The sequence below is a fragment of the Fluviibacterium sp. S390 genome, assembly GCF_049800695.1.
In the GTDB taxonomy this organism is placed as follows: domain Bacteria; phylum Pseudomonadota; class Alphaproteobacteria; order Rhodobacterales; family Rhodobacteraceae; genus Meridianimarinicoccus.
This window is the reverse complement of sequence record NZ_JBNAFN010000004.1, coordinates 91,412-112,285: the sequence shown is the minus strand read 5'-3', so window position 1 is coordinate 112,285 and position 20,874 is coordinate 91,412. Positions and strand designations below refer to the sequence as shown.

General features: G+C 65.0%; 15 protein-coding genes. 10 read left to right on the top strand and 5 right to left on the bottom strand.

Annotated features, from left to right (window positions below; all coding sequences use genetic code 11):
* Positions 1–4: 4 nt before the first annotated feature.
* Positions 5–1,309 (bottom strand): replication initiation protein, encoded by a 1,305-nt coding sequence (locus ACP15K_RS04830; protein WP_424989956.1) that lies wholly within the window; start codon positions 1,307–1,309, stop codon positions 5–7.
* 582 nt (positions 1,310–1,891) lie between these two features.
* Between ACP15K_RS04830 and ACP15K_RS04825 the strand changes: the two genes are divergently transcribed.
* Both ACP15K_RS04825 and ACP15K_RS04820 read left to right on the top strand, forming a co-directional pair.
* Positions 1,892–3,280 (top strand): AAA family ATPase, encoded by a 1,389-nt coding sequence (locus tag ACP15K_RS04825; RefSeq protein ID WP_193141456.1) that lies wholly within the window; start codon positions 1,892–1,894, stop codon positions 3,278–3,280.
* A 3-nt stretch (positions 3,281–3,283) separates the two neighbouring features.
* Positions 3,284–4,402 carry a ParB/RepB/Spo0J family partition protein gene (locus tag ACP15K_RS04820; protein ID WP_424989955.1) on the top strand — a complete coding sequence of 373 codons (1,119 nt, stop codon included), beginning with the start codon at positions 3,284–3,286 and terminating at the stop codon, positions 4,400–4,402.
* Between the two features lie 762 nt (positions 4,403–5,164).
* Here ACP15K_RS04820 and ACP15K_RS04815 read toward each other — a convergent pair.
* The 3 genes from ACP15K_RS04815 to ACP15K_RS04805 form a co-directional block, all read right to left on the bottom strand.
* Positions 5,165–6,220 carry a quaternary amine ABC transporter ATP-binding protein gene (locus tag ACP15K_RS04815; protein WP_424989954.1) on the bottom strand — a complete coding sequence of 352 codons (1,056 nt, stop codon included), beginning with the start codon at positions 6,218–6,220 and terminating at the stop codon, positions 5,165–5,167.
* 7 nt (positions 6,221–6,227) lie between these two features.
* Complete coding sequence (locus ACP15K_RS04810; RefSeq protein ID WP_193141459.1) at positions 6,228–7,271, bottom strand: ABC transporter permease; 1,044 nt, start codon at positions 7,269–7,271, stop codon at positions 6,228–6,230.
* 94 nt (positions 7,272–7,365) lie between these two features.
* Positions 7,366–8,337, bottom strand: coding sequence for a glycine betaine ABC transporter substrate-binding protein (locus ACP15K_RS04805; protein WP_193141460.1), 972 nt, complete (start codon positions 8,335–8,337; stop codon positions 7,366–7,368).
* A 352-nt stretch (positions 8,338–8,689) separates the two neighbouring features.
* Here ACP15K_RS04805 and ACP15K_RS04800 point away from each other — a divergent pair, with 352 nt between their 5' ends.
* The 8 genes from ACP15K_RS04800 to ACP15K_RS04765 all read left to right on the top strand — a co-directional run bounded on the left by ACP15K_RS04800 (position 8,690) and on the right by ACP15K_RS04765 (position 20,092).
* On the top strand, positions 8,690–9,835 hold the full coding sequence (locus tag ACP15K_RS04800; protein ID WP_193141461.1) for an acyl-CoA dehydrogenase family protein: 1,146 nt from the start codon (positions 8,690–8,692) through the stop codon (positions 9,833–9,835).
* Complete coding sequence (locus ACP15K_RS04795; protein WP_424989953.1) at positions 9,835–10,884, top strand: enoyl-CoA hydratase/isomerase family protein; 1,050 nt, start codon at positions 9,835–9,837, stop codon at positions 10,882–10,884. Before ACP15K_RS04800 ends, ACP15K_RS04795 begins: the two co-directional genes overlap by 1 nt.
* Entirely contained in the window at positions 10,881–11,759 is an 879-nt protein-coding gene (gene mmsB / locus ACP15K_RS04790; RefSeq protein WP_193141463.1) for a 3-hydroxyisobutyrate dehydrogenase, read from the top strand. Before ACP15K_RS04795 ends, mmsB begins: the two co-directional genes overlap by 4 nt.
* Before the next feature lie 157 nt (positions 11,760–11,916).
* Positions 11,917–12,795, top strand: coding sequence for an SMP-30/gluconolactonase/LRE family protein (locus ACP15K_RS04785; protein WP_193141464.1), 879 nt, complete (start codon positions 11,917–11,919; stop codon positions 12,793–12,795).
* Positions 12,796–12,934: 139 nt separating this feature from the next.
* Entirely contained in the window at positions 12,935–16,252 is a 3,318-nt protein-coding gene (locus ACP15K_RS04780) for an endonuclease/exonuclease/phosphatase family protein (RefSeq protein WP_424989952.1), read from the top strand.
* 136 nt (positions 16,253–16,388) lie between these two features.
* Positions 16,389–17,156, top strand: coding sequence for a hypothetical protein (locus ACP15K_RS04775; protein ID WP_424989951.1), 768 nt, complete (start codon positions 16,389–16,391; stop codon positions 17,154–17,156).
* A 30-nt stretch (positions 17,157–17,186) separates the two neighbouring features.
* Positions 17,187–18,293, top strand: coding sequence for a helix-turn-helix domain-containing protein (locus tag ACP15K_RS04770; protein WP_424989950.1), 1,107 nt, complete (start codon positions 17,187–17,189; stop codon positions 18,291–18,293).
* Positions 18,294–18,514: 221 nt separating this feature from the next.
* The gene (locus tag ACP15K_RS04765; RefSeq protein WP_319022460.1) at positions 18,515–20,092 is read left to right on the top strand and encodes an inorganic phosphate transporter; all 1,578 of its coding nucleotides are present in this window, start codon (positions 18,515–18,517) and stop codon (positions 20,090–20,092) included.
* 7 nt (positions 20,093–20,099) lie between these two features.
* Here the strand turns inward: ACP15K_RS04765 and ACP15K_RS04760 are convergent, their stop codons facing one another.
* Complete coding sequence (locus tag ACP15K_RS04760) at positions 20,100–20,858, bottom strand: NAD(P)-binding domain-containing protein (protein WP_424989949.1); 759 nt, start codon at positions 20,856–20,858, stop codon at positions 20,100–20,102.
* Between the last annotated feature and the right edge of the window lie 16 nt (positions 20,859–20,874).

Here is a 20,874-nt window from a genome sequence, read left to right as displayed (position 1 = left end):
CGCGTCAGATCTCGGGCAGATCCGCGAAGATGTCCGGCTCCAACTCTTCCCAGAAGGCACAGATCGCGCGGGCGTTCAGCGCCGAGGCCCAGCCGAGCCGGGTGAAATCCTCACGCTCCAGCGGGTCCTTCACCGCCGACAGGAACAACCGCTTGTCCGCGTCCCGCTGGGTCGGTCGCCGCGCCTCGGCCACCTCGCGCACGCGGGCCATCCGCACGGCCCTTGCCTTGCGCTCTCCCGCCACCGCCGCCTCCCGCGCCTCCTGCGCGGCGGCGCGGATCTCGGTCTCGATCTGCCGCTGGGCGGCGGCCTGCATCACCTCGGGCGCCACCGGTACCGGCGCGGTCTCTGCCTCTTCGGTTGCCCCGAACCCTTGCCGGATCGCCGCCGACAAATATCGCACAGGGCTTTTCACCCCGGACTGCCGCCCCACATAGTCCAGCTTCTCGGCCACATAGGCCTCGCCATGCTCGCCGATCCATTGCCGCGCCAGACGGTCGCTGACCCCCAGTGCGCTCAACCGGTCGTAAACCCCGCTCTGGCGCAGCCCGGCGCCATCGTCCATGTCCAGCATCGCCAGCTGCGGGTTGTCCTTGATCCGGAACCGGATGGCCGAGACCGCCCGCCCCATCTTTCGCGTCTCCGGTTCCAGCAGGATGTTCGAGGTCCGGTTCACCTCTGCCACCGCCGGCTTGATGATCTTGGCGTTCAGATGCTTGAACACCTCATAGTAATTCGACCCTTCCACGCCCATCAGCCGCCGGAACAGGTCCAGATCCCACCAACCGGTGCTGCCGGTGCGCACGAAGCGATAGCAATTCTCGTACAGGGCCAGCGCATGGCCGCTGGTGAACCGCCGCTGGATGTTCAGGTTGATCAGGGCAAAGACCTTGGGATCATGCAGCTTGGCCGCCAGCGCCGGGGAATAGGCGTATTCGCAGACCCCGCCTTTCAGCTTGGCATAGCTCAGCAGCGCCGAAACCCCCCACTCATGCTCGCCATCCTCGCCCAGCATGTCCCATTCCGCCACCGTTTCAGCCAGCCCCCGCAGCGAGGTTTTCAGCGTGTCCATGTCGTTGGAATTGTACCCGATCATCAGGCACAGGGTCCGCGCGTCGATCTTGTGGGTGGGTTGGCTCGCCAGGGCGTCATAGGCGTTCAGCAGCAGCACATTGGACAGCTTGCGCTGCAACAGCGTCAGCTTGCCCGACACGTGGATCGCGGCCACGTTTTTCTTGACCGAGTCCCGCCGCAGCGGTCCGGTCAGCTTGTCGCGTGGGATCTCTCCCGCCATGGTCTCGTGGGACATGGTCGTGATCCTGCCTGGAATATGCCTCATCTGCGGTCTGTGCCGCTTGGTCGAAACCGTGGCACAGAAGGTGCCCGAACTCAAGAATTTCAAAGGTACCCTTCTACGGGAGAGGTTTCAGATCGTCCTGCAAACAGGCACCTTCAGCCCCCCGGCCCCGCTGCCACAGCCCACAACGCGACCTCCTGCCCGCCTGCTGACCTTCTAATCCGGGCCAAATCCGCCAATCCTGTGTGCAGACCCCCATTGGCCCGCAAACATATCCCCGTTGTCCCGAAGACAGGCCCCCCTGCCCCCGTATCGCGGCACCCTTCATCCCGTATATGGCAACCCAAAGCCATGTAATGTATTGTTATTACGTCTTTTTCTTGTCCCAAATACCCTAAAGACCTGAAAGATTCCTACAAGCTATAAGGAGGGTGGCTTGCGTTGATTTTTCTTTGAAAATAGGGGTTTCGCGGCGAAACCTGCACCAGAATTCCCAATGTGCGGCCCTTCATCGGGAATTCACACAGCCCATGCGATGTGCGATAGTCACCGAAAATCACAATAATCCGAGCACATCTTCATACAGGCGCACCCATGTCGAAAAAATCAGAACTCCCGCCCCCACCCTATTTCAACCTCGATCCCCAGGCAGCGGCCGCCCGTCTTCCGCACCCCAGCGACACCGCCCGATTCGCCAAGGCCGCCGCTTTCGCCGCCCGCGGGCGCGAGGATCTGGCCAAGCGCGGCTATGCTCCCGACGGCCGCAAACGCCTGCGCAAGTTCTCCACCTGGGAGATCTGCCGCTACTTGATCCCGGTGGCCCCGGCGCATTTGCGGCGGGTGCTGAAGCAGAACCCCGACCTGCCCCAGGGCGAAGGCGCCGGCGGCTCCAAGTGGTTCACCCTGGAAGAGGTCATGACCCTGCGTGGCCATTTCGCCGAGGGCGGCATTTCAACCAAGGAATACAAGCCCTACCGCCCCGAAGGCCTGCCCGCCAAGATCGTCGCGGTGGCCAACTTCAAGGGCGGCGTCGGCAAAACCTCAACGGCGGCGCATCTGGCGATGTCGGCAGCCCTGGATGGCTACCGGGTGCTGGTGGTCGATCTGGACAGCCAGGGCTCGATGACCTCGATCATGGGCGGCCAGGTCGAGGATGAATGGAAAACCGTCTTTCCGCTGATCGCCAAGGACTATGCCCGCCAGGTGCAGGAGGAGAACCTCGTGCGCACCGCCTCGGGTCAGGACCCCCTGCCCCTGGACGAGACCCTGACAGCGGCTCTGGACACCCATGCCGCCGACATCGTGCAGCCGACCCATTGGCCCAACATCGACCTGATCGGCGCGCAGCTGAACCTTTACTGGGCCGAGTTCCAGATCCCGGTCTGGCGCATGGCCCTGCGTCGCTGGGCGCTGTGGGACGCGCTGACGAATTTCCTGGAAGACGAGGATCTGCTGAACCAATACGATGTCATCCTTCTGGATACGCCGCCCGCCCTTGGCTATTTGACCATCAACGCGCTGGCGGCGGCCGATATCCTGCTGGTGCCGCTGGGGGCGTCCTTCCTTGAGTTCGACAGCACCGGGCGTTTCTTCGACATGCTTTATTCCACCTTCGCCTCGATCGAGGACGGCGAAAACAACGTGCGACGGGCTGCCGGGCTGGATGAGGTCAAGTTCGAATGGGACGTGGTGCGCACGCTGATCACCCGGTTCGACGCCAACCAGCAGACCGATCTGGCGAATGTGATCCAGGCCTATTTCGGCGATTTCATGAACGCCCACCGGCAGGAATTCACCGCGCTGGTCGGTCAGGCCGGTGAACAGGTGAACGGCATCTACGAGGCCGATTACCGCGAGTTCAACCGCGAGACCTATGTGCGGGGCCGCGAGGCGTTTGACCGGACCTATGCCGAACTGAAAGAGATCCTGATCGGATCGTGGTGGCGTGACGCGCAGATGGCGCAGTCGGAAGCGGCGGAGTAACCCATGGCCAAGCGCAGAAAACTGACCGCGCCCTCGGCCGAGGAGTTGCACGCCATCGAAGAGGGTTTCGCCGCGAAACCCTCGGGTCTGTCGGCGGCGGGGCCGTCGGGCATGATGCCGCCCATCGCCCAGGTCGCCGCCGAGGCCGCCGCCCTGACGCCGACGCCGACCATGACCGCCGAGATGCGGGCCGAGGCCGCCAAGGACAAACGCGACGCCGAACGGTTGCGTGAGGCCGAGGCCGAGGGGCTGATGTTGGTGGAGATCGCCACCGATGACATCGTCGCCGACGAGCTGACCCGCGACCGTATGGTGATGGATGCGGAGGCCATGGGCGAGCTGAAAGCCTCGATCGCGCTGAGCGGGCTGCGGCTGCCCATCGAGGTGTTCGAGATCGCCGATCCGGGTGACGGGCCGGCCTATGGTCTGTTGTCCGGCTATCGCCGTCTGGCTGCGATCCGGGCGCTGGAGTCCGAGACCGGGGCGGCGGGATACCAGACCATCCGTGCCATCCTGCGCCAGCCGCAAAGCGTGGCCGGGGCCTATCTGGCGATGGTCGAGGAGAACGAGATCCGGGCCAGCCTGACGCCTTATGAACGCGGCCGGGTGGCGGTTCTGGCGGTGCAGCAGGGGGCCTATGACACGGTCGAGGCGGCGGTGAACGGGTTGTTCCACGCGGCCAGCAAGGCCAAGCGATCGAAGATCCGATCCTTCGCACTGGTCCATGAGGAGTTGGGCGACATGCTGGTCTTTCCCGAGCAACTGTCCGAGCGTGCTGGGCTGCGGCTGGCCAATGCCCTGCGCGGCGGGTTGGCGGGCGAGATTCGCGAGGCGCTGTCGAGCGGGCAGGGCACCGAGGCCGAGGCCGAATGGGCGCTGATGGAGCCGCTGGTGGAGAAGGCCGAGGCCGACACCCAGCCCGGCAAGAAGGGCGGGCGTCCGCGCAAGGCCGCCAGCCCGAAAGCCGATGGGCCGGGGATCTACCGTCTGGACAATGGCATCACGATCCGGCGGGAAAGCGACAGCAAGGGCTATTACATCCGACTGGAAGGCACGACGGTGAACATGGATATGGTCGACGCCGTGATGTTCGAGGTCAAGCGCCTGCTGGAGCCCCGCTAGGGCCAGGGTTTCGCGGCGAAACCTGAAAGGGGAGGGGATGCGGGGGCCAGACGGCCCCCGTTCTTGTTGTGAGCATAATCACAAAATATAGCACATACAGTTTCAGACCCCCTGAAAGGGCGCGGATTTGGCGTTAGTTCTGAAAACCCTGATCTGGCCGAATACCGGTCCCATGGCCGAGATGAGGTTGGTCCCGCAAACGGGTGCCTGTTGGGCGTGGGGGCGTCCTGCAAACGGGTCCCTGACAAGGCCGGTCCAAAAATCGGGCAATTGCAGATGTTTGTCGCGGGTTCTTCACCTCGGGCCGATGCGAAACCGTCAAAGGTATCCGTTTTCGGGAAGGGCAGGGGGAAATGCGCGCCGATATCCCGCAGATCGCAGGGAAGGGCGCACATGGTCTGACAGAAAGGACGCTTTTGACCGGGTTTCGCCGCGAAAACCCCAGAAATAGTGGTCATCGCGGGTACAACCACCCGATATATGCGAAATCCGGGAACAGAAAACAGGGCAGGCGAGGGAACCTGCCCTGTCGCGGGCGTGAAGGCACCCGCTTGCAGGAACCTAGGGTGCCCGTTTGCGGGAACAAGACTGGCAGCGGGCTTGTTTGAAAGGTACCCGATTCCGGGATGGCAGCGCCGGGTAAGGCACCCGTTTACGGGGACGGACGTGCGCCACTGCCTGTAGACACGAAAAAGCCCCGGCCAGAGACCGGGGCAGGGGGGCAGCGCCGCTTGCACGGCGCTGCTGGGGTATGGTTGGGACCTAGCGGACGGCGCCGGTGCTGCCCGGTTGAGCCGGCACCAGCGCGCGGACCAGTTCCTTCATGTCGAGGAAGCCCAGGTCCTGGCCATCCTTGCTGACCTTGTAGCACTTGGTGGTGTCGCCCTCGGACATGGAGATCAGCTTTTCGAGGTTGTCATCGGGTTCGACCTCTCCGGCGAAGGTAAGGTCACCTGCCTCGGCCATGGGATGCATGACCGAACGCACGCGCAGCACGCGGGCGCGGTTGATGTCGGACACGAAGTCTTCGATGTAGGGATCGTTGGGGTTGAGCAGGATCTTCTGCGGCTCCCCCTGCTGGACGATATAGCCGTCCTTCAGGATCACCAGATGATCGGCCAGCTTCAGGGCCTCGTCCAGATCGTGGGTGATGAAGACGATGGTCTTGTGCAGCTCTTTCTGAAGTTCGATCAGCAGATCCTGCATGTCGGTGCGGATCAGCGGATCGAGCGCCGAGAACGCCTCGTCCATCAGCATTACCGGACTGTCGGAGGCCAGTGCGCGGGCGATGCCCACCCGCTGCTGCATGCCACCCGACAATTGGTGCGGGTAGTGGCCTTCGTAGCCCGTCAGCCCGACCCGTTCGAGCCACTTCTGGCCCTCGACCTGGGCGGGGGCTTCATTCTCGCCCCGCGTGATGCGGGCCATGGCCGAATTCTGCAGCACCGTGCGGTGCGGCAGCAGGGCGAACTTCTGGAACACCATCGACATCTGTTCCTGACGGAACCGGCGCAGGCGGGTTTCATCGTATTGCAGCACATCCTCGCCATCGACGAGAACCTCGCCGGCGGTGGGGTCGATCAGCCGGTTGAGGTGCCGGATCAGGGTGGATTTCCCCGAGCCGGACAGCCCCATGATGACGGTGATCTCGCCGGGCTGCATGTCGACGTTGATGTCCTGCAGGCCCAGCACATGGCCGTGGTCTTCCAGCAGTTCGGTCTTGCCCATGCCGTTCAGGACAAGGGGCAGGACCGATTGCGGGTCGGGGCCGAAGATCTTGTACAGGCCCTTGATGGAAACCTTGGGGTCTTGGGTCATCTGGACCTCACGCCTTGGTGGATGCGTTGATGCGGCTGAGCGCCGCCTTGGTGGTGCGGTCCAGGACCACGGCCAGCAGCACGATCCCGAAGCCCGACACAAGGCCGACGCCCAGTTCCAGGTTGCGGATGCCGCGCAGGACCAGAACGCCCAGACCCGGTGCCGAGACCAGCGAGGCGATGACGACCATGGCGAGGCTCATCATGATGGTCTGGTTGACGCCGGCCATGATGTTGGGCAGCGCCAGCGGGATCTGTACCCCCCACAGCTTCTGCCGGTCGGTCATGCCGTAGGCGTCGGCGGCCTCGATCACGTCCTGATCCACAAGACGGATGCCCAGGTCGGTCAGGCGGATCACCGGGACGATGGCATAAAGGATGATGGCGATGCCATAGAGCTTGGATTCCGTTACCGAGAACAGGAAAATCAGCGGGATCAGGTAAACGAAGGTCGGCAACGTCTGCAGCATGTCCAGCACGGGGATGTTGATCTTCTGGAAGGTGTCATGCCGGGCCATCAGGATGCCTATGGGGACCCCTAGGAGCACGCTGATGATGGTGCAGACGAAGATGATGGACAGCGTCTGGATCGCGTAGTCGTAGTGGTCGATGAAGGCGAGAAACAGGAAAGATGCGGCCACGAAGGCGGTGATCGACAGGCTGCGGCAAGCGTAATAGGTCAGGATCAGCAGCGCCGGGATGATGATGAACCAGGGCACCGCCTCGAAAAAGGCGAGCGAGCCGTCCAGCGCCCAGGACAGGGGCTGGGTCAGCGGGTCAAGCACCACCTTGAGCGGATCCTTGATGGCCAGGAAGGCGTTTTCCACGCCGGTGGTCATGTCGCGGGTCTGGGAGATTGCCGGGCAGGCTTCGTGCAGCACGTCGAGCGAGGGAAACGGGGTTTCCAGAAGCGGGGTGGGCGCGGCGTCGGCGTCAGTGTCGCCCGAGGCCTGCGCCAGAAGCTGGGTCATCGACATGGGACCGTCGGTGGCGTCCTTGTCGCACCAGTCGCGCAGACCGAGGCTGTCAATCAGCCCGTCATAGAATGCCATTGGTGATTTGTCCTTTGTTGCGGTCGAAAGGGCCGGGGCAGGGGCCGGGACGGAAGAGGGGCGCCTTTGAGGGCGCCCCTGGTGTCCGGTGGCCTTACTTGATCAGGGCGGCCAGCTTTGCGCGGGCGTCGTCGCTGATCCAGCCCGACCAGACATCGGACTGGGTGGTCAGGAAGTAGACCGCGGCCTCTTCGCTGGAGGCCTGGTTCTCCTCGGCCCAGGCCAGGATCTCGCCCATCTGCGCGTTGGTGAACGACACTTTCGACATCAGGTCATGCAGTTCGGGATGCTTCTCGGCGAAATCGGTGGTGACCACGGTCTTCACCGGACCCACCGGGTAGGTGGTCTTTTCGTCGGTCAGGCACTCGGGATCGGCATAGCATTTGAACACGTCGGGCTTGTGCTCGACCCCGAAGTCGACCTTGACCATCGGGTATTTGCCCAGCACCGAGGTCGGCGCCCAGTAGTAGCCCAGCCAGGGTTCCTTGCTTTCGAAGGCGGCCGCGATCGAGGTCGCCATGGTCTCGCCCGAGCCATGCTGGAAGATCTCGATGCCGGCGTCTTCCACGTTCCAGGCGTTGATATGCGCCAGGTTGGTGTTCTTGCAGCCCCAGCCGTCCGGGCACTGGTGGAAGCGGCCGCCAACCAGGTCGGGATTGGCCAGAATGCCTTCGATGGTCGCCAGATCGGGGTGTTCGTCCACAAGGTACTGCGGCACCCACCAGCCTTCGATGCCGCCATCCGACAGCACGTCGGCGATGGTCAGGATCTTGCCCTCGGCCGAAAGGTCGTCATAGGCGGGCGTGCCGTTGATCCACAGTTCGGTCACGATCTCGGGGGTGCCGGTTTCGGCCACCGAGATCAGTGCCGGTGTGGTCGAGGAGGGCACCGTGGTGACCTTGCAGCCATAGCCCTGTTCCATCAGGAACTTCGACACATGGGTCACCACCGCCGAGGAGGCCCAGTTCATTTCGGTAATCGTCACTTCGCCGCAGTCTGCATGGGCCGCGCTGGCCAGCCCGGTTGCAGCAAGCAGGGTAAGCAGGGTTGTCTTGGTTCGGGTCATCAATTTTCCTCTGTTGGATCGTTGCAGTCAGGCATTTGGTGCCTGATTACGTAGGTTCATAAACGACATCATCATGTCGTAAAAGGACATAGGGCATCTGGTTAAGACAGGGTGCCCGAGAAAGCCGTTTGAAAACCCTTGGTTTTTCCCTTTGGGCGGGACAAACGTAGCGGGCGGATCGCGCGTTGTGGTCTTTGCCAATGCCGGTGCAAGCCCCGTGGGCGGGGCGCGCGAAGTGTCGCGGACGGGGGTATTTGCAAGCTTTCGGGGGGATTCGCCGCCAAGAAGGCGTTTGACAGTGATTAATTGAACAGTTGTATATAAACGCGCACGGCACAGGGAGACGGCAGTCATGGATTTTTCGCTGAGCGAGGAACAGCAGGCTATTTTCGACATGGCGCGGGAGTTCGGCGCCGAGCGTATCGCGCCGCTGGCGCGGGACTGGGAAGCCGACGGCACCATCCCCAAGGACCTGTGGCCGGAACTGGCCGCCCTTGGCTTTGGCGGGCTATATGTCTCGGAGGAGCAGGGCGGGTCAGGCCTGACGCGGCTGGATGCGACGCTGGTGTTCGAGGCGCTGTCGATGGCCTGCCCGTCGGTGGCGGCCTTCCTGTCGATTCACAACATGTGCGCGGCGATGATCGACAAGTTCGGCAGCGACGAGATGAAGGCGCGGGTCCTGCCCAAGGCGCTGACCATGGAAACCGTGCTGAGTTACTGCCTGACCGAGCCGGGATCGGGGTCGGATGCCGCGGCGCTGAAGACGCGGGCGGAGAAGACCGATCAGGGCTACCGGGTGACCGGCACCAAGGCCTTCATCTCGGGCGGCGGCTATTCGGACGCTTATATCGTCATGTGCCGCACCGGCGAGGCCGGACCGAAGGGCATCTCGACGGTGCTGATCGAAGACGGTGTCGAGGGGCTGAGCTTTGGCGGGCTGGAAGACAAGATGGGATGGCGCAGCCAGCCGACGCGGCAGGTGCAGATGGATGACGTGGCGGTGCCCGCACACAACCTGCTGGGCGAGGAAGGCAAGGGCTTTCGCTATGCCATGGCGGGGCTGGACGGCGGGCGGCTGAACATCTCGGCCTGCAGCATCGGCGGTGCGCAGGCGGCGCTGGACGCAACGCTGGCCTATATGGGCGAGCGCAAGGCCTTTGGTAAATCCATCGACCAGTTCCAGGCGTTGCAGTTCCGGCTGGCCGACATGGAGATCGAGTTGCAGGCGGCGCGCACCTTCCTGCGGCAGGCGGCGTGGAAGCTGGACACCGGCGCGCCCGATGCCAGCAAGTTCTGTGCCATGGCCAAGCGGCTGGTGACCGAGACCGGAAGCCGGGTGGCCGACCAGTGCCTGCAGTTGCACGGCGGCTATGGCTACCTGGCCGACTATGGGATTGAAAAGCTGGTCCGCGATTTGCGGGTGCACCAGATCCTGGAAGGCACCAACGAGATCATGCGCGTGATCGTCGCGCGGCAACTGCTGGAGGCACGCGGCTGATGGCCGACATCGAGATCCGGGTCGAGGGCAAGGTCGGGCGCATGACCTTCAACCGGCCCAAGGCGCTGAACGCGCTGACCTACAAAATGTGTCTGGCGGTCGAGGACGCTCTGGACGCCTGGTGCGCGGATGATGCCGTCGCGCTGGTGCTGATCGACGCGGTGGGCGAGCGCGCCTTCTGTGCCGGGGGCGACATTCAGGAAATGTACGACACCGGGCGGGCCGGGGATTTCGCCTTTGGCCGCAGGTTCTGGCGCGACGAATACCGCATGAACGCCAAGATGTACGAATACCCCAAGCCGGTGGTCAGCCTGATGCAGGGCTTTACCATGGGCGGCGGGGTCGGGGTCGGCTGCCATGCCTCGCACCGGGTGGTGGGCGAAACCAGCCAGGTCGCCATGCCCGAGGTCGGCATCGGGCTGGTGCCGGATGTGGGCGGCTCGATGATCCTGGCCAATGCGCCGGGGCGGTTGGGCGAATACCTGGGCACCACGGCCTCGCGGATGGGACCGGCGGATGCGATCCTTGCCGGTTTTGCCGATGTCTTCGTGCCGCAGGACCGCTGGCCCGATCTGACGGCGGCCCTGTTGGCAGAGGGCGACGTCACCGTGCTGGACGGTTTCGTGGCGCAGGCCCCTGAAGGCGCGCTGGCCGCGCAGATGGATCAGATCAACGCCCATTTCGGCGGCGAGACAATCGGCGACATCAAGCGGTCGCTGGTGGCCGACGGCGGCGACTGGGCGGCAACGGCCCTGCGGGCGGTCGCGCGCAACTCGCCGCTGGCGGTGGCCTGTGCGGTGGAAATGGTGCATCGTCTGCGCGGTGTGGGCGATATCCGCCGGGCGCTGGATCTGGAATACCGCTTTACTCATCGCGCGATGGAGCACGGCGATTTCATCGAAGGCATCCGCGCGGCGATCATCGACAAGGATCGCACCCCGCGCTGGCGTCATGACGGGATCGACGCCGTGGGCGGGTTGGAGGTGGTGCGGATGCTGATGCCGCTGGGCAAGGATGCCCTGACATTCGAAAAGGAAGACATGGCATGAAAATCGGGTTCATTGGCCTTGGAAACATGGGTGCGCCGATGGCGGCCAATCTGATGAAGGCGGGCCACGCGGTGACCGGCTTTGACCTTGTGGCCAAGATGCCGGACGGCGTGGCGCGGGCCGAAACCGCGGCTGCCGCGGCCGAGGGGCAAGAGGTGGTCATCACCATGCTGCCCAACGGCGCCATCCTGCGCGCGGTGGCTGAGGAGGTTCTGCCGGGCATGGCGGCGGGCTCGGTGCTGCTGGATTGCTCGACCGTGGACGTGGACAGCGCCCGCGCGGTGGCGGACCAGGCCGAGGCGCGCGGCGTGCTGGCGCTGGATGCGCCGGTGTCGGGTGGCATCGGCGGTGCTGCGGGCGGCACCCTGACCTTCATGGTCGGCGGCAGCGACGCCGCCTTCGCCATCGCCGAGCCGCTGTTCGACATCATGGGCCAGAAGGCCGTGCATTGCGGCGCCTCGGGCGCCGGGCAGGCGGCCAAGATCTGTAACAACATGATCCTGGGCGCCACCATGGCGGTGACCTGCGAAGCCTTCGCGCTGGCCGACAAGCTGGGTCTGGACCGGGGCAAGATGTTCGACGTGGTGTCGACTTCGTCGGGCTACAGCTGGTCGATGAACGCCTATTGCCCGGCGCCGGGGGTGGGACCGCAGTCGCCTGCGGACAACGACTACAAGCCCGGATTCGCCGCCGAATTGATGCTGAAGGATCTCAGACTCAGCCAACAGGCCGCCGAGGCCGTGGACGCCGACACCCCCATGGGACAGCGCGCGACCGAGCTTTATGATGCATTTGTCACACATGAAAGCGGTCAAGGCCTTGATTTCTCGGCGCTTCTGCCAAGATTCTCGGCCAGGGGGCGGGATCGGGGCTAGGTTGACAGCGCCTTGGTGCTGGGTATTTGTTCCCGCGGGGTCAGGAGGCTATTCTTGATTCACAGGAAACAGCGCGGAACAACGGATTGGCCAGACAGCAGATCATGACTTCGCGGGCGTCTGCCCTGGGATCACCGCATTCCGGGGGACGGCCGGCGTGAGCGCGCCGCTGCAAGCGCGCCTTCTGGTGGACTGCAAGGCCGGTCTGGGCGAGGGCGTGCAATGGCATCGCCAGACCCGCCGCGTGTATTGGACCGATATCGACGGCAACATCCTGTGGTCGGCCACCGAAACCGGCGAGTCGGTGCGGCAGGTGGCGCTGGACGCCCCCTTGTGCGATTTCGCCTTCACCCCCGATGGCAACATGCTGGCCGGTTTTGCCGATGCGCTGTGCTGGCTGGATCCGCGCACCGGCGTGCGCCGGGTGATCGAAACTTACATGTCCGGCAATCCCGACACACGGATGAACAATGGCGCGCTGGATCGGCAGGGCCGTTTCATCATCGGCGGCATCCATACAGCGGGACTGGAGCCCGTCACCCCGGTCTGGTCGATCAGCCGGGGCCGGGTGCGCCCGATCCTGACCGAGGTCGGCTGCGCCAGTGCCACCGCCTTTTCGCCCGATGGCACGCGGATGTATTTCGCCGACAGCCGCGGCCCCGACATTCTGGCCTATGACTATGACACGGTGACCGGAATGCCACGCGATGCCCGGATCTTCGCGACGCTGGAGCCGGATGAGGGCGCGCCCGATGGCGCCTGCGTGGATGCGGAAGGGGCCCTGTGGACCGCCTGTTTCGGCGGCGGTGTGGTGCAACGCTGGCTGCCCGACGGACGCCGTGACCTGACCGTGCGGCTGCCGGTGCCGAATGTGACCTGCTGCGCCCTTGGGGGCATGAAGATGCAGCGGCTGTTCATCACCACCGCCCGATCCGGGATGAACCCGGACGATCTGGACAAGACCCCCGAGGCCGGCGGGCTGTTCGCGGTGGATGTTCCGGTCAAGGGATTGCCCGTGGGCACCTATCGCCGCTGATCGCGGTTTTGCCGTACGGGTTTCCTGCGTGGAAAATATCACGCATGTTCTTCACAGAAGATTAAAATTGCGTTCATAATGGCGGCACAGCACTAATTGAATGTCACCGGCAGCTTCATTGCCCTTGAGGAGATTCACGATGTCCACCGTTCTGATCAACGAAATTGAGCCCAACCCCTTTGGCTCCGATCCGGCCAATGTGATGGTCGAGATCCTGGGCACACCGGGCAGCAGTTTTTCCGGCTTCCTGTATTCGATCGAAGCCGATTTCGGCCTGCCGCAATCGGTCGACCGCAAGGCCGCCATTTCCGGCACCTTCGATGTGAACGGCCTGTTGAGCGTCAGCATCCCCGATCTGGAAAACCCCAGCTTCACGCTGGTGCTGAGCGACGCCACCGCAACGGCCAATGTCGGGGACACCTATACCGGTGCCAATGCGTCGATCTTTGGCAATGTGCTGGACGCCATCGGCATGCCCGACAGCACCGCCGACGAAGCCTTCGTGCAGGGCGCAGCCCTGGGCGGGGCGGATTTCGCCTATACCGGCGATGAGCCGAAGCTGATCTTCCGCGATGGCGTGTCGCGCGCGTGGTTCGCGGTCAACGACCCGGATTTCGGCGAAGTTATCGACATTGACGGCAACTCGGTCGATCCCAGCCTGTTCGACGTCAGCCCGCTGGTCGGCACCACCTTCGGCGCGCCCAACCCGACGCAGGGCACCGGCGGTATCGCCATCATCAACGAGATCGAGCCCAATCCTTTCGGCAGCGACCCGGCCACCGTGTCGGTCGAAATCAAGGGGGTGGCGGGCACCAGTTTCTCGGGGTTCCTGTATTCGATCGAAGCCGATTTCGGCCTGCCGCAATCGGTCGACCGCAAGGCCGCCATTTCCGGCACCTTCGACGGCAACGGGCTGCTGACCGTCAGCATTCCCGATCTGGAAAACCCCAGCTTCACGCTGGTGCTGACCGACGCCACCGCCACGGCCAATGCCGGGGACAGCTATACCGGGGCCAATGCGTCGATCTTCGGCAATGTGCTGGACGCCATCGGTATGCCCGACAGTGCCGCCGACGAGGCCTTCGTGCAGGGCGCGGCCCTGGGCGGGGCGGATTTTACCTATACCGGCGATGAGCCCAAGCTGATCTTCCGCGATGGCACCACCGATGACTGGTACGCGCTGAACGACCCTGATGGCGGCAATGTGATCGCGCTGGATGGCACGGTTCTGTCCGGGTCCGACTTTGACAGCGATCCGACCTCGGCCGTCAACAGCTTCGGCGCGGTCAACCCCAGCTTTACCGGCGGCGGCGGCACCGGCCCGACCCTGACCGCGATCTATGACATCCAGGGCAAGGCCCATACGTCTCCCATCCTGGGAACTGCGGTGATGACCTCGGGCATCGTGACGACGGTGGACACCAACGGCTTCTACCTGCAGGACGCGGCGGGCGATGGCGATGTGGCCACCTCGGACGCGCTGTTCGTCTTTACCGGCAGCGCGCCGGGGGTCTCGGTCGGCGATGAGTTGAACGTCTCGGGCACGGTGTCGGAATTCACGCCGGGCGGCAGCAGTTCGGGCAACCTGTCCACGACGCAACTGTCCAGCCCGTCGATCACCCTGCAAAGCAGCGGCAACGGGCTGCCCGCGGCCACGGTGATCGGGCAAGGCGGACGGGTGCCGGTCACCGGCAGCATCGACGACGATGCCTTCACCAGCTTCGATCCCGATCTGGACGGCATCGACTTCTTCGAAAGCCTTGAAGGGATGCTGGTCACCGCGCAGGATCTGCTGGCGGTCAGCGGCACCAACCGCTTCGGAGAGATCTTCGCCGTGGTCGATCAGGGGGCTGGCGCCACCGGGCTGAGCGCCCGCGACACGCTGAACATCGCCGCCGATGACTTCAACCCCGAGAAGATCCAGATCAACGCCGACAGCGGCATCCTCAATTTCGCCTTCCCGCAGGTCGACACCGGCGCGCTGCTGGGCGATGTGACCGGGGTCATGGGCTATGGTTTCGGCAATTTCGAGATCTACCCGACCGCCGATTTCACCCCGCAGATCACCGCCTCGGGGCTGACCGCCGAGACCACGACGCTGACTGGATCGGAAACCCAGTTGACGGTGGCCAGCTACAACGTGCTGAACCTCGATCCCGAGGACACCGATAGCGACGCCGATGTGGCCGACGGGCGCTTCGACGCCATCGCGGCGCAGATCGTCGCCAACATGGCCGCACCCGACATCATCGGCCTGCAAGAGGTGCAGGACAACAACGGCACGCTGGGTGGCACCGGCACCGGGGTGACCTCGGCTGATGTGACCTTGCAGATGCTGGTGGATGCGATCACCGCGGCGGGCGGGCCGACCTACAGCTTCATCGACAACACGTTTATCGGCGAGGATCAGTCTGGGGGCTTCCCCGGTGGCAACATCCGCACCGCGTTCCTGTACAACGACGCGCGGGTTGATCTGGTGGCGGGTTCGGTGCAGGCCGTGGGCAGTCAGGCGCCGGGGCAGACCTTTGACGGCGCGCGCCTGCCGCTGGCGGCGGATTTCACCTTCAACGGCGAAACCGTGACCGTGGTGAACAACCACCTGTCGTCCAAGGGCGGCTCGGCCCCGATCATGGGCACCTCGCAGGACTTCGGGGCGCGGCAGGAGGACATCACCGTCAACGGCTCGCTGGATGAACGCCGGGCGCAGGCGCAAGAGGTCAATGACTTCGTCGATACCGTGCTGGCGGGCGATCCGGGGGCCCATGTGGTGGTTCTGGGCGACATGAACGAGTTCGAGTTCGTGTCGCCGCTGAGGATCATCGAAGGCAGCCAGACGCTGGATGCGGGCGATCCCACCAAGGATCCGATCACTGTGCCCGAACAGGTGCTGTACAACCTGACCGAAACCCTGCCCGAGGTCGAACGCTACAGCTATGGCTTCCAGGGCAACAGCCAGTCGCTGGACCACATTCTGGTCAGTGGCGGGCTGCATGGCGGGGCCGAGTTCGATGCGGTGCATGTGAATTCGGAGTTCGCCGAAACCGCGTCACGGGCTTCGGACCATGATCCGCTGGTGGCGCGGCTGACCATTGCCAATACCGCGCCGCTGAACCTGGCGGGTTGGCGGCAGGACGACACCCTGCAGGGCGGGGCAGGCGATGACACCGTGCGCCTGCGGTTCGGACAGGACACCGCGACCGGCAACGCGGGCGCCGATACCTTCATCTTCGACGCCCGGCGGATGCAGGACGGCGATTCCCATGTGATCACCGATCTGGACTTCAGCCAGGCCGACCGGTTGCAGTTCAACTTCTATGGCCCGACCAAGGTTTTCGCGACCTCCGACGCCGAGCTTCTGGCGCTGGACATCGAAGACTGGATCGACGTCAGCGCGGCGGGCAGCGGCTATGCCCTGACGCTCTACAATGGCGGCGACTCGGTGAGCGTGCTGGTCTGATCGACGGACCTTTCCGACCGCGGGGGGCGACCCCCCGCGGTTTTTTTTGCAGGCTTTGGGGCCGAGGATTAACCCTGTTGCAAGACCGCCTGTCCTATCGAGGTTCCCGACCGAACCGCAGATGGGAGCGTAAATCGTGCCACAGTTTCTTCGCCCGGCCGGGGGCCGGATCCTTTCATCCCTGGCGGCGGGGCTGCTGGCCCTGACAGTGGGCGGTCAGTCCGCCCGGGCCGGAACCCTGACCGTCATGGGCGATGTGAATGCCGGGGTCGAGGCCAACCAGCCGATGTTCGACAATCTGCTCGGGCGCGGCAACACGGTGGTGATCGCCCGCGAGCGGGCGCAACTGGGCCGCTTGCAGGACCACATCAACGCCCAGCCGGGCCAGACCGCGACGGTGGTGGCGGGACCGGTGACCTCGGCCCGGCTGTCGGGCGTCGATCTGCTGATCCTGACCGCCTTTTACAACGGGGCGCTGGTCTATGCGTTGCCCGAGCAGGAGGCGATCCGGGATTTCCTGTTCGACACCGGCAATGTGATCGTGGTGGCCGAGGCTTCCAATGCGACGGTGCTGACCGGCTATAACGCCCTGCTGGCGGGCATCGGTGCCACGATCTCTTATACCGGCGTGCGCTATGATGATTTCGGCACGGCGACCGGTCTGCCCAACCTGCCGGTGACGCAGGGCGTGACCGGTTTCGCGCTGAACCGCTACAACGGGCTGTCGGGGGGAACCGCGGTGGTGCAGACCGTCCTGGGCACGGCGGTGGCGCAGCAACGGCTGGGCATCACCGCCCCGGTGCCGCTGCCGCCGACGCTTCTGGGGCTGGGCGGCGCGCTGGCGCTGCTGTGGCCGCTGGGCTGGTTCCGGCGCATTGGCGGGACGATGCGCGGCAAGCGTTGAACTCCGCTGCCCGCGTCGTAAGGTGAGGGCATGGCCTTGCCCCCCGATCCTGACGCGCCGATCCCGGACGATCTGACCCCCACCAGCCCCTATGACGAGGGCGGACCGGAGGAGGAAGACCTGTGGTTCATGCCGGCGCCACTGGACGAAGATCCCGCCGACATGCCCTGGGCCGCGCCGCGACAGACCGGCCCCGACCTGCGCGCCGGATCCTGGGCGCAGGCGCAGGCGGATCTGTCGGACCCCCTGGCGCGGGCGGCCCTGGCCCTGGGCGCGCTGGACGAACGGGTGCGGATCGGCCCCGGCGGGTTGCGGCAACGGCTGATCTGTTCGGAAGTGGCCGAACTGTGCTGGCATCTGGGAGACCGGGTGACGGTGGACCGGCTGGCGCTTTATCTGGTGCTGCGGCTGGCCGCGGTGGGCGAGGATGCCTCGGTTCTGGCCCGCGCCGCCTGGGCCGTGCGGCGGCTGGATCGCGGTGGCGACCTGCAGGCCGATCTTGAGGATCTGCCCGGGTTTCTGGGCCGCGCCCGGCGCGATGACAGTCTGGACATCGATCTGAGCGTGCGGCCCATGGGGTCTGAATTCGACGCACTGGCGCAGGATTGGCGCACCGAGGTCGACAGCGGCAAGGGTCTGCATCCCCTGACCCGTGCGGCCCTGGCCTGGCACGGCTGGCGGCGGCGCGGGCTGTCAGGGGAAAATGCGCAACTGGAAGGCGCGGTGATGGCGGCGCGGCTGGGCGGGCAGGTGCTGCGCGCGGGGGGGCTGGGATTCGTGCCGCTGGCCATGGGCAGCGGCAGCGCCCTGACCGGGGTTGGCGATGCCCGCGACCGTCTGGCGGCCTGGTTGCGCGGCATCGAACAGGCCGCCCTGCGCGGGTTGATGGAGGCCGACCGGCTGAGCCGCTGGCAGGCGCTGGCTGTCGAACGCACCGCCGGCATGTCGGGCCGCACCCCGAAACAGCTGGTCAACGCGCTGATGGCCTGGCCGCTGGTCTCGGCGCCAATGCTGGAAAGCGAAACCGGCGCGTCGCGCGCCGCGGTGCAGCGCAACATGCTGCGGTTCGAGGATCTGGGACTGGTGCGCGAGGTGACCGGTCAGTCGCGGTTCCGGTTCTGGCGGCTGGAGATGTAGCCGCACCCGCGGGACTTGTTCTGAAGACTCTCTTAACTTCCGGAATGCGACACAAATGTGTCGTATAATTGATACAACCGGCATCGCGCGCGGCCCGCCATGACACATCTCAAATCCATTTTGTGAGCGGTCTGCGTAAGGTCGCGCCGCATTGAGTCGATTCCGGTCCAGATGCCCTGCCAGGGTCTGCCGGAGCGATGGCGCTGACGGGGGTGTGGGCAGTGAAGGTCAGAGACTATCTAAAGATAGAAAGCGCGGCGGATCTGAGCCGGTCCGAAGTGGGGCGACTGGGCACGGCGATCCTCTTCATCGTGGCCGTGATGATCTATGCCGGCACCAAGTTCGCCCATGTGGAGCAATCCTACCTGCTGGTCGCCGCGGCGGTGATCGGGGCCTATATGGCGCTGAACATCGGCGCCAACGACGTGGCCAACAACGTCGGTCCGGCGGTCGGCTCCTTCGCCCTGACCCTGACCGGCGCCATCGTCATTGCGGCGGTGTTCGAGGCCGCAGGCGCCATCATCGCCGGCGGCGACGTGGTCAAGACGGTCAAGAAGGGCATCATCGACCCCGAAGACATCCCAGATTCCATCACGTTTGTCTGGGTGATGATGGGGGCGCTTCTGGGCGCGGCGATCTGGCTGAACCTCGCCACCTGGCTGGGTGCCCCGGTCTCGACCACGCATTCCATCGTCGGCGGCGTCATGGGCGCGGGGATTGCCGCGGCGGGCTGGGACATCGTCAACTGGGATTCCATGGGCAAGATCGCGCTGAGCTGGGTGATCTCGCCGGTAACCGGCGGCATCGTCGCGGCGCTGACGCTCTACTCCCTCAAGCGACTGGTGTTCTACAAGAAGGATCCCCTGGAGGCGGCGAAATCCGTGGTGCCGGTGATGATCGCCATCATGGCCTGGGCCTTCACCACCTACCTGTGCCTGAAGGGCATCTCCAGGATCGTGTCGATTTCTTTCCCGGTGGCGGTCATGCTGGGGCTGGTGGCGGCACTGCTGACGTGGGTGATCGTGACGCCGATCATCCGGCGCGCGGCGCCACATCTGACCAGCGACCGTGCTGGCGTGAACCGGCTGTTCACGCTGCCGCTGATCTTCGCCGCGGCGCTGCTGAGCTTTGCCCATGGCGCCAATGACGTGGCCAACGCGGTGGGTCCGCTGGCCGGGATCGTGGATGTTCTGACCGAGGGCGATGTCGAGGGCGGCGGCAGCGTCTCCATTCCGCTGTGGGTCATGGGCATCGGCGCGCTGGGGATCTCGGTCGGGCTGGCCCTGTTCGGCCCCAAGCTGATCCGCACGGTGGGGTCCGAAATCACCGAGTTGGACCGCTCGCGCGCCTTCTGCATCGCCCTGTCAGCCGCCATCACCGTCATCATCGCCAGCCAGCTGGGGATGCCGATCTCGTCGACCCATGTGGCCCTGGGGGCGGTGTTCGGCGTCGGGTTCCTGCGCGAATTCCTGGAAAAGCGGATGCACAGCGTGGTCGAAAACGTCTTGGCCCAGCACCGCGGCGACCAGAATTTCGAAGAGGTCGAGCGGGTTCTGCGCGACTTCGAGAATTTGCCGCCGGAAGCCAAATCCGACATGCTGGACCGGTTGAAGCAGATGGGTGCCGAGGCCGTCATCACCAAGGCGCAGCGCAAGGAGTTGCGTCAGGCGCTGAAGCGGCAACTGGTCAAACGCTCGTCGCTGCTGAAGATCGTGTCGGCGTGGATCATCACCGTGCCGGTGGCGGCCTTCCTGGCCGGGCTGTTCTTCTTCGCCCTGCGCGGCATGATGCTGCCCTAGGCCCCGCCTAGCGGGAGGTCAGACCCAGCCGGGGCCGCAGCCCGTCCATGGCGTCGATCAGGGTTTCGGGCACCCCGGCCTGCGCCATCCGCGCCCGCAGGGTGGCGTTCAACCCGCCCTCGGTGGCCAGGCTTTCCAGCAGGCCCAGGAAATGATGACCCGATCCGTCGGGCGACATGTAGCCCTTGAACAGGGCGGCCACATAGGCTTCGGCCCCGGCAGGATCGCCGGTTTCCTCGGCCAGCCAGGCCGACCCGAGGGCGAGGAGTTCCAGCAGCGGGGCGCTGAGCGCGCTGGCGGCGAAATGGGCGTTCAGCGCTGTTTCGCTGTCCACCGGCAGGATCAGGTTGCGCGGGCCGAAGATCTGACGCAGTGCCGCGCTTTCGGGATACACCGGCAACGGACAGCCGCCCTGTTCGATGAAGGGCATCGGGATGGTCAGGGCGATGTCGGGGACCGGCGCACACAGCCGGTGCAGATCGGCCAGCGGCACATCCACCATGACCGAGATCACCGACTGGTCCGCGCGCCACGGCAGCTCCGCCAGCACCTGCCGCGCCACCCTGGCCATCAGGCACAGGATCACCACCTCGCTTTGGGCGACGACCTCGTCATTGGGATGCACCGAGACTTCGGGCAGGGCGGCCAGTTCCGCCGCAACATCGGCGTTGCGATCGCTGACCCGGAGGCGATGGCCCTGGCCGGCCAGCGCGCGCACCATGCAGGCGGCAATCTCCCCGGTGCCCAGAAAGCCGATGGTGGCCATGGTCAATCTCCCCCTT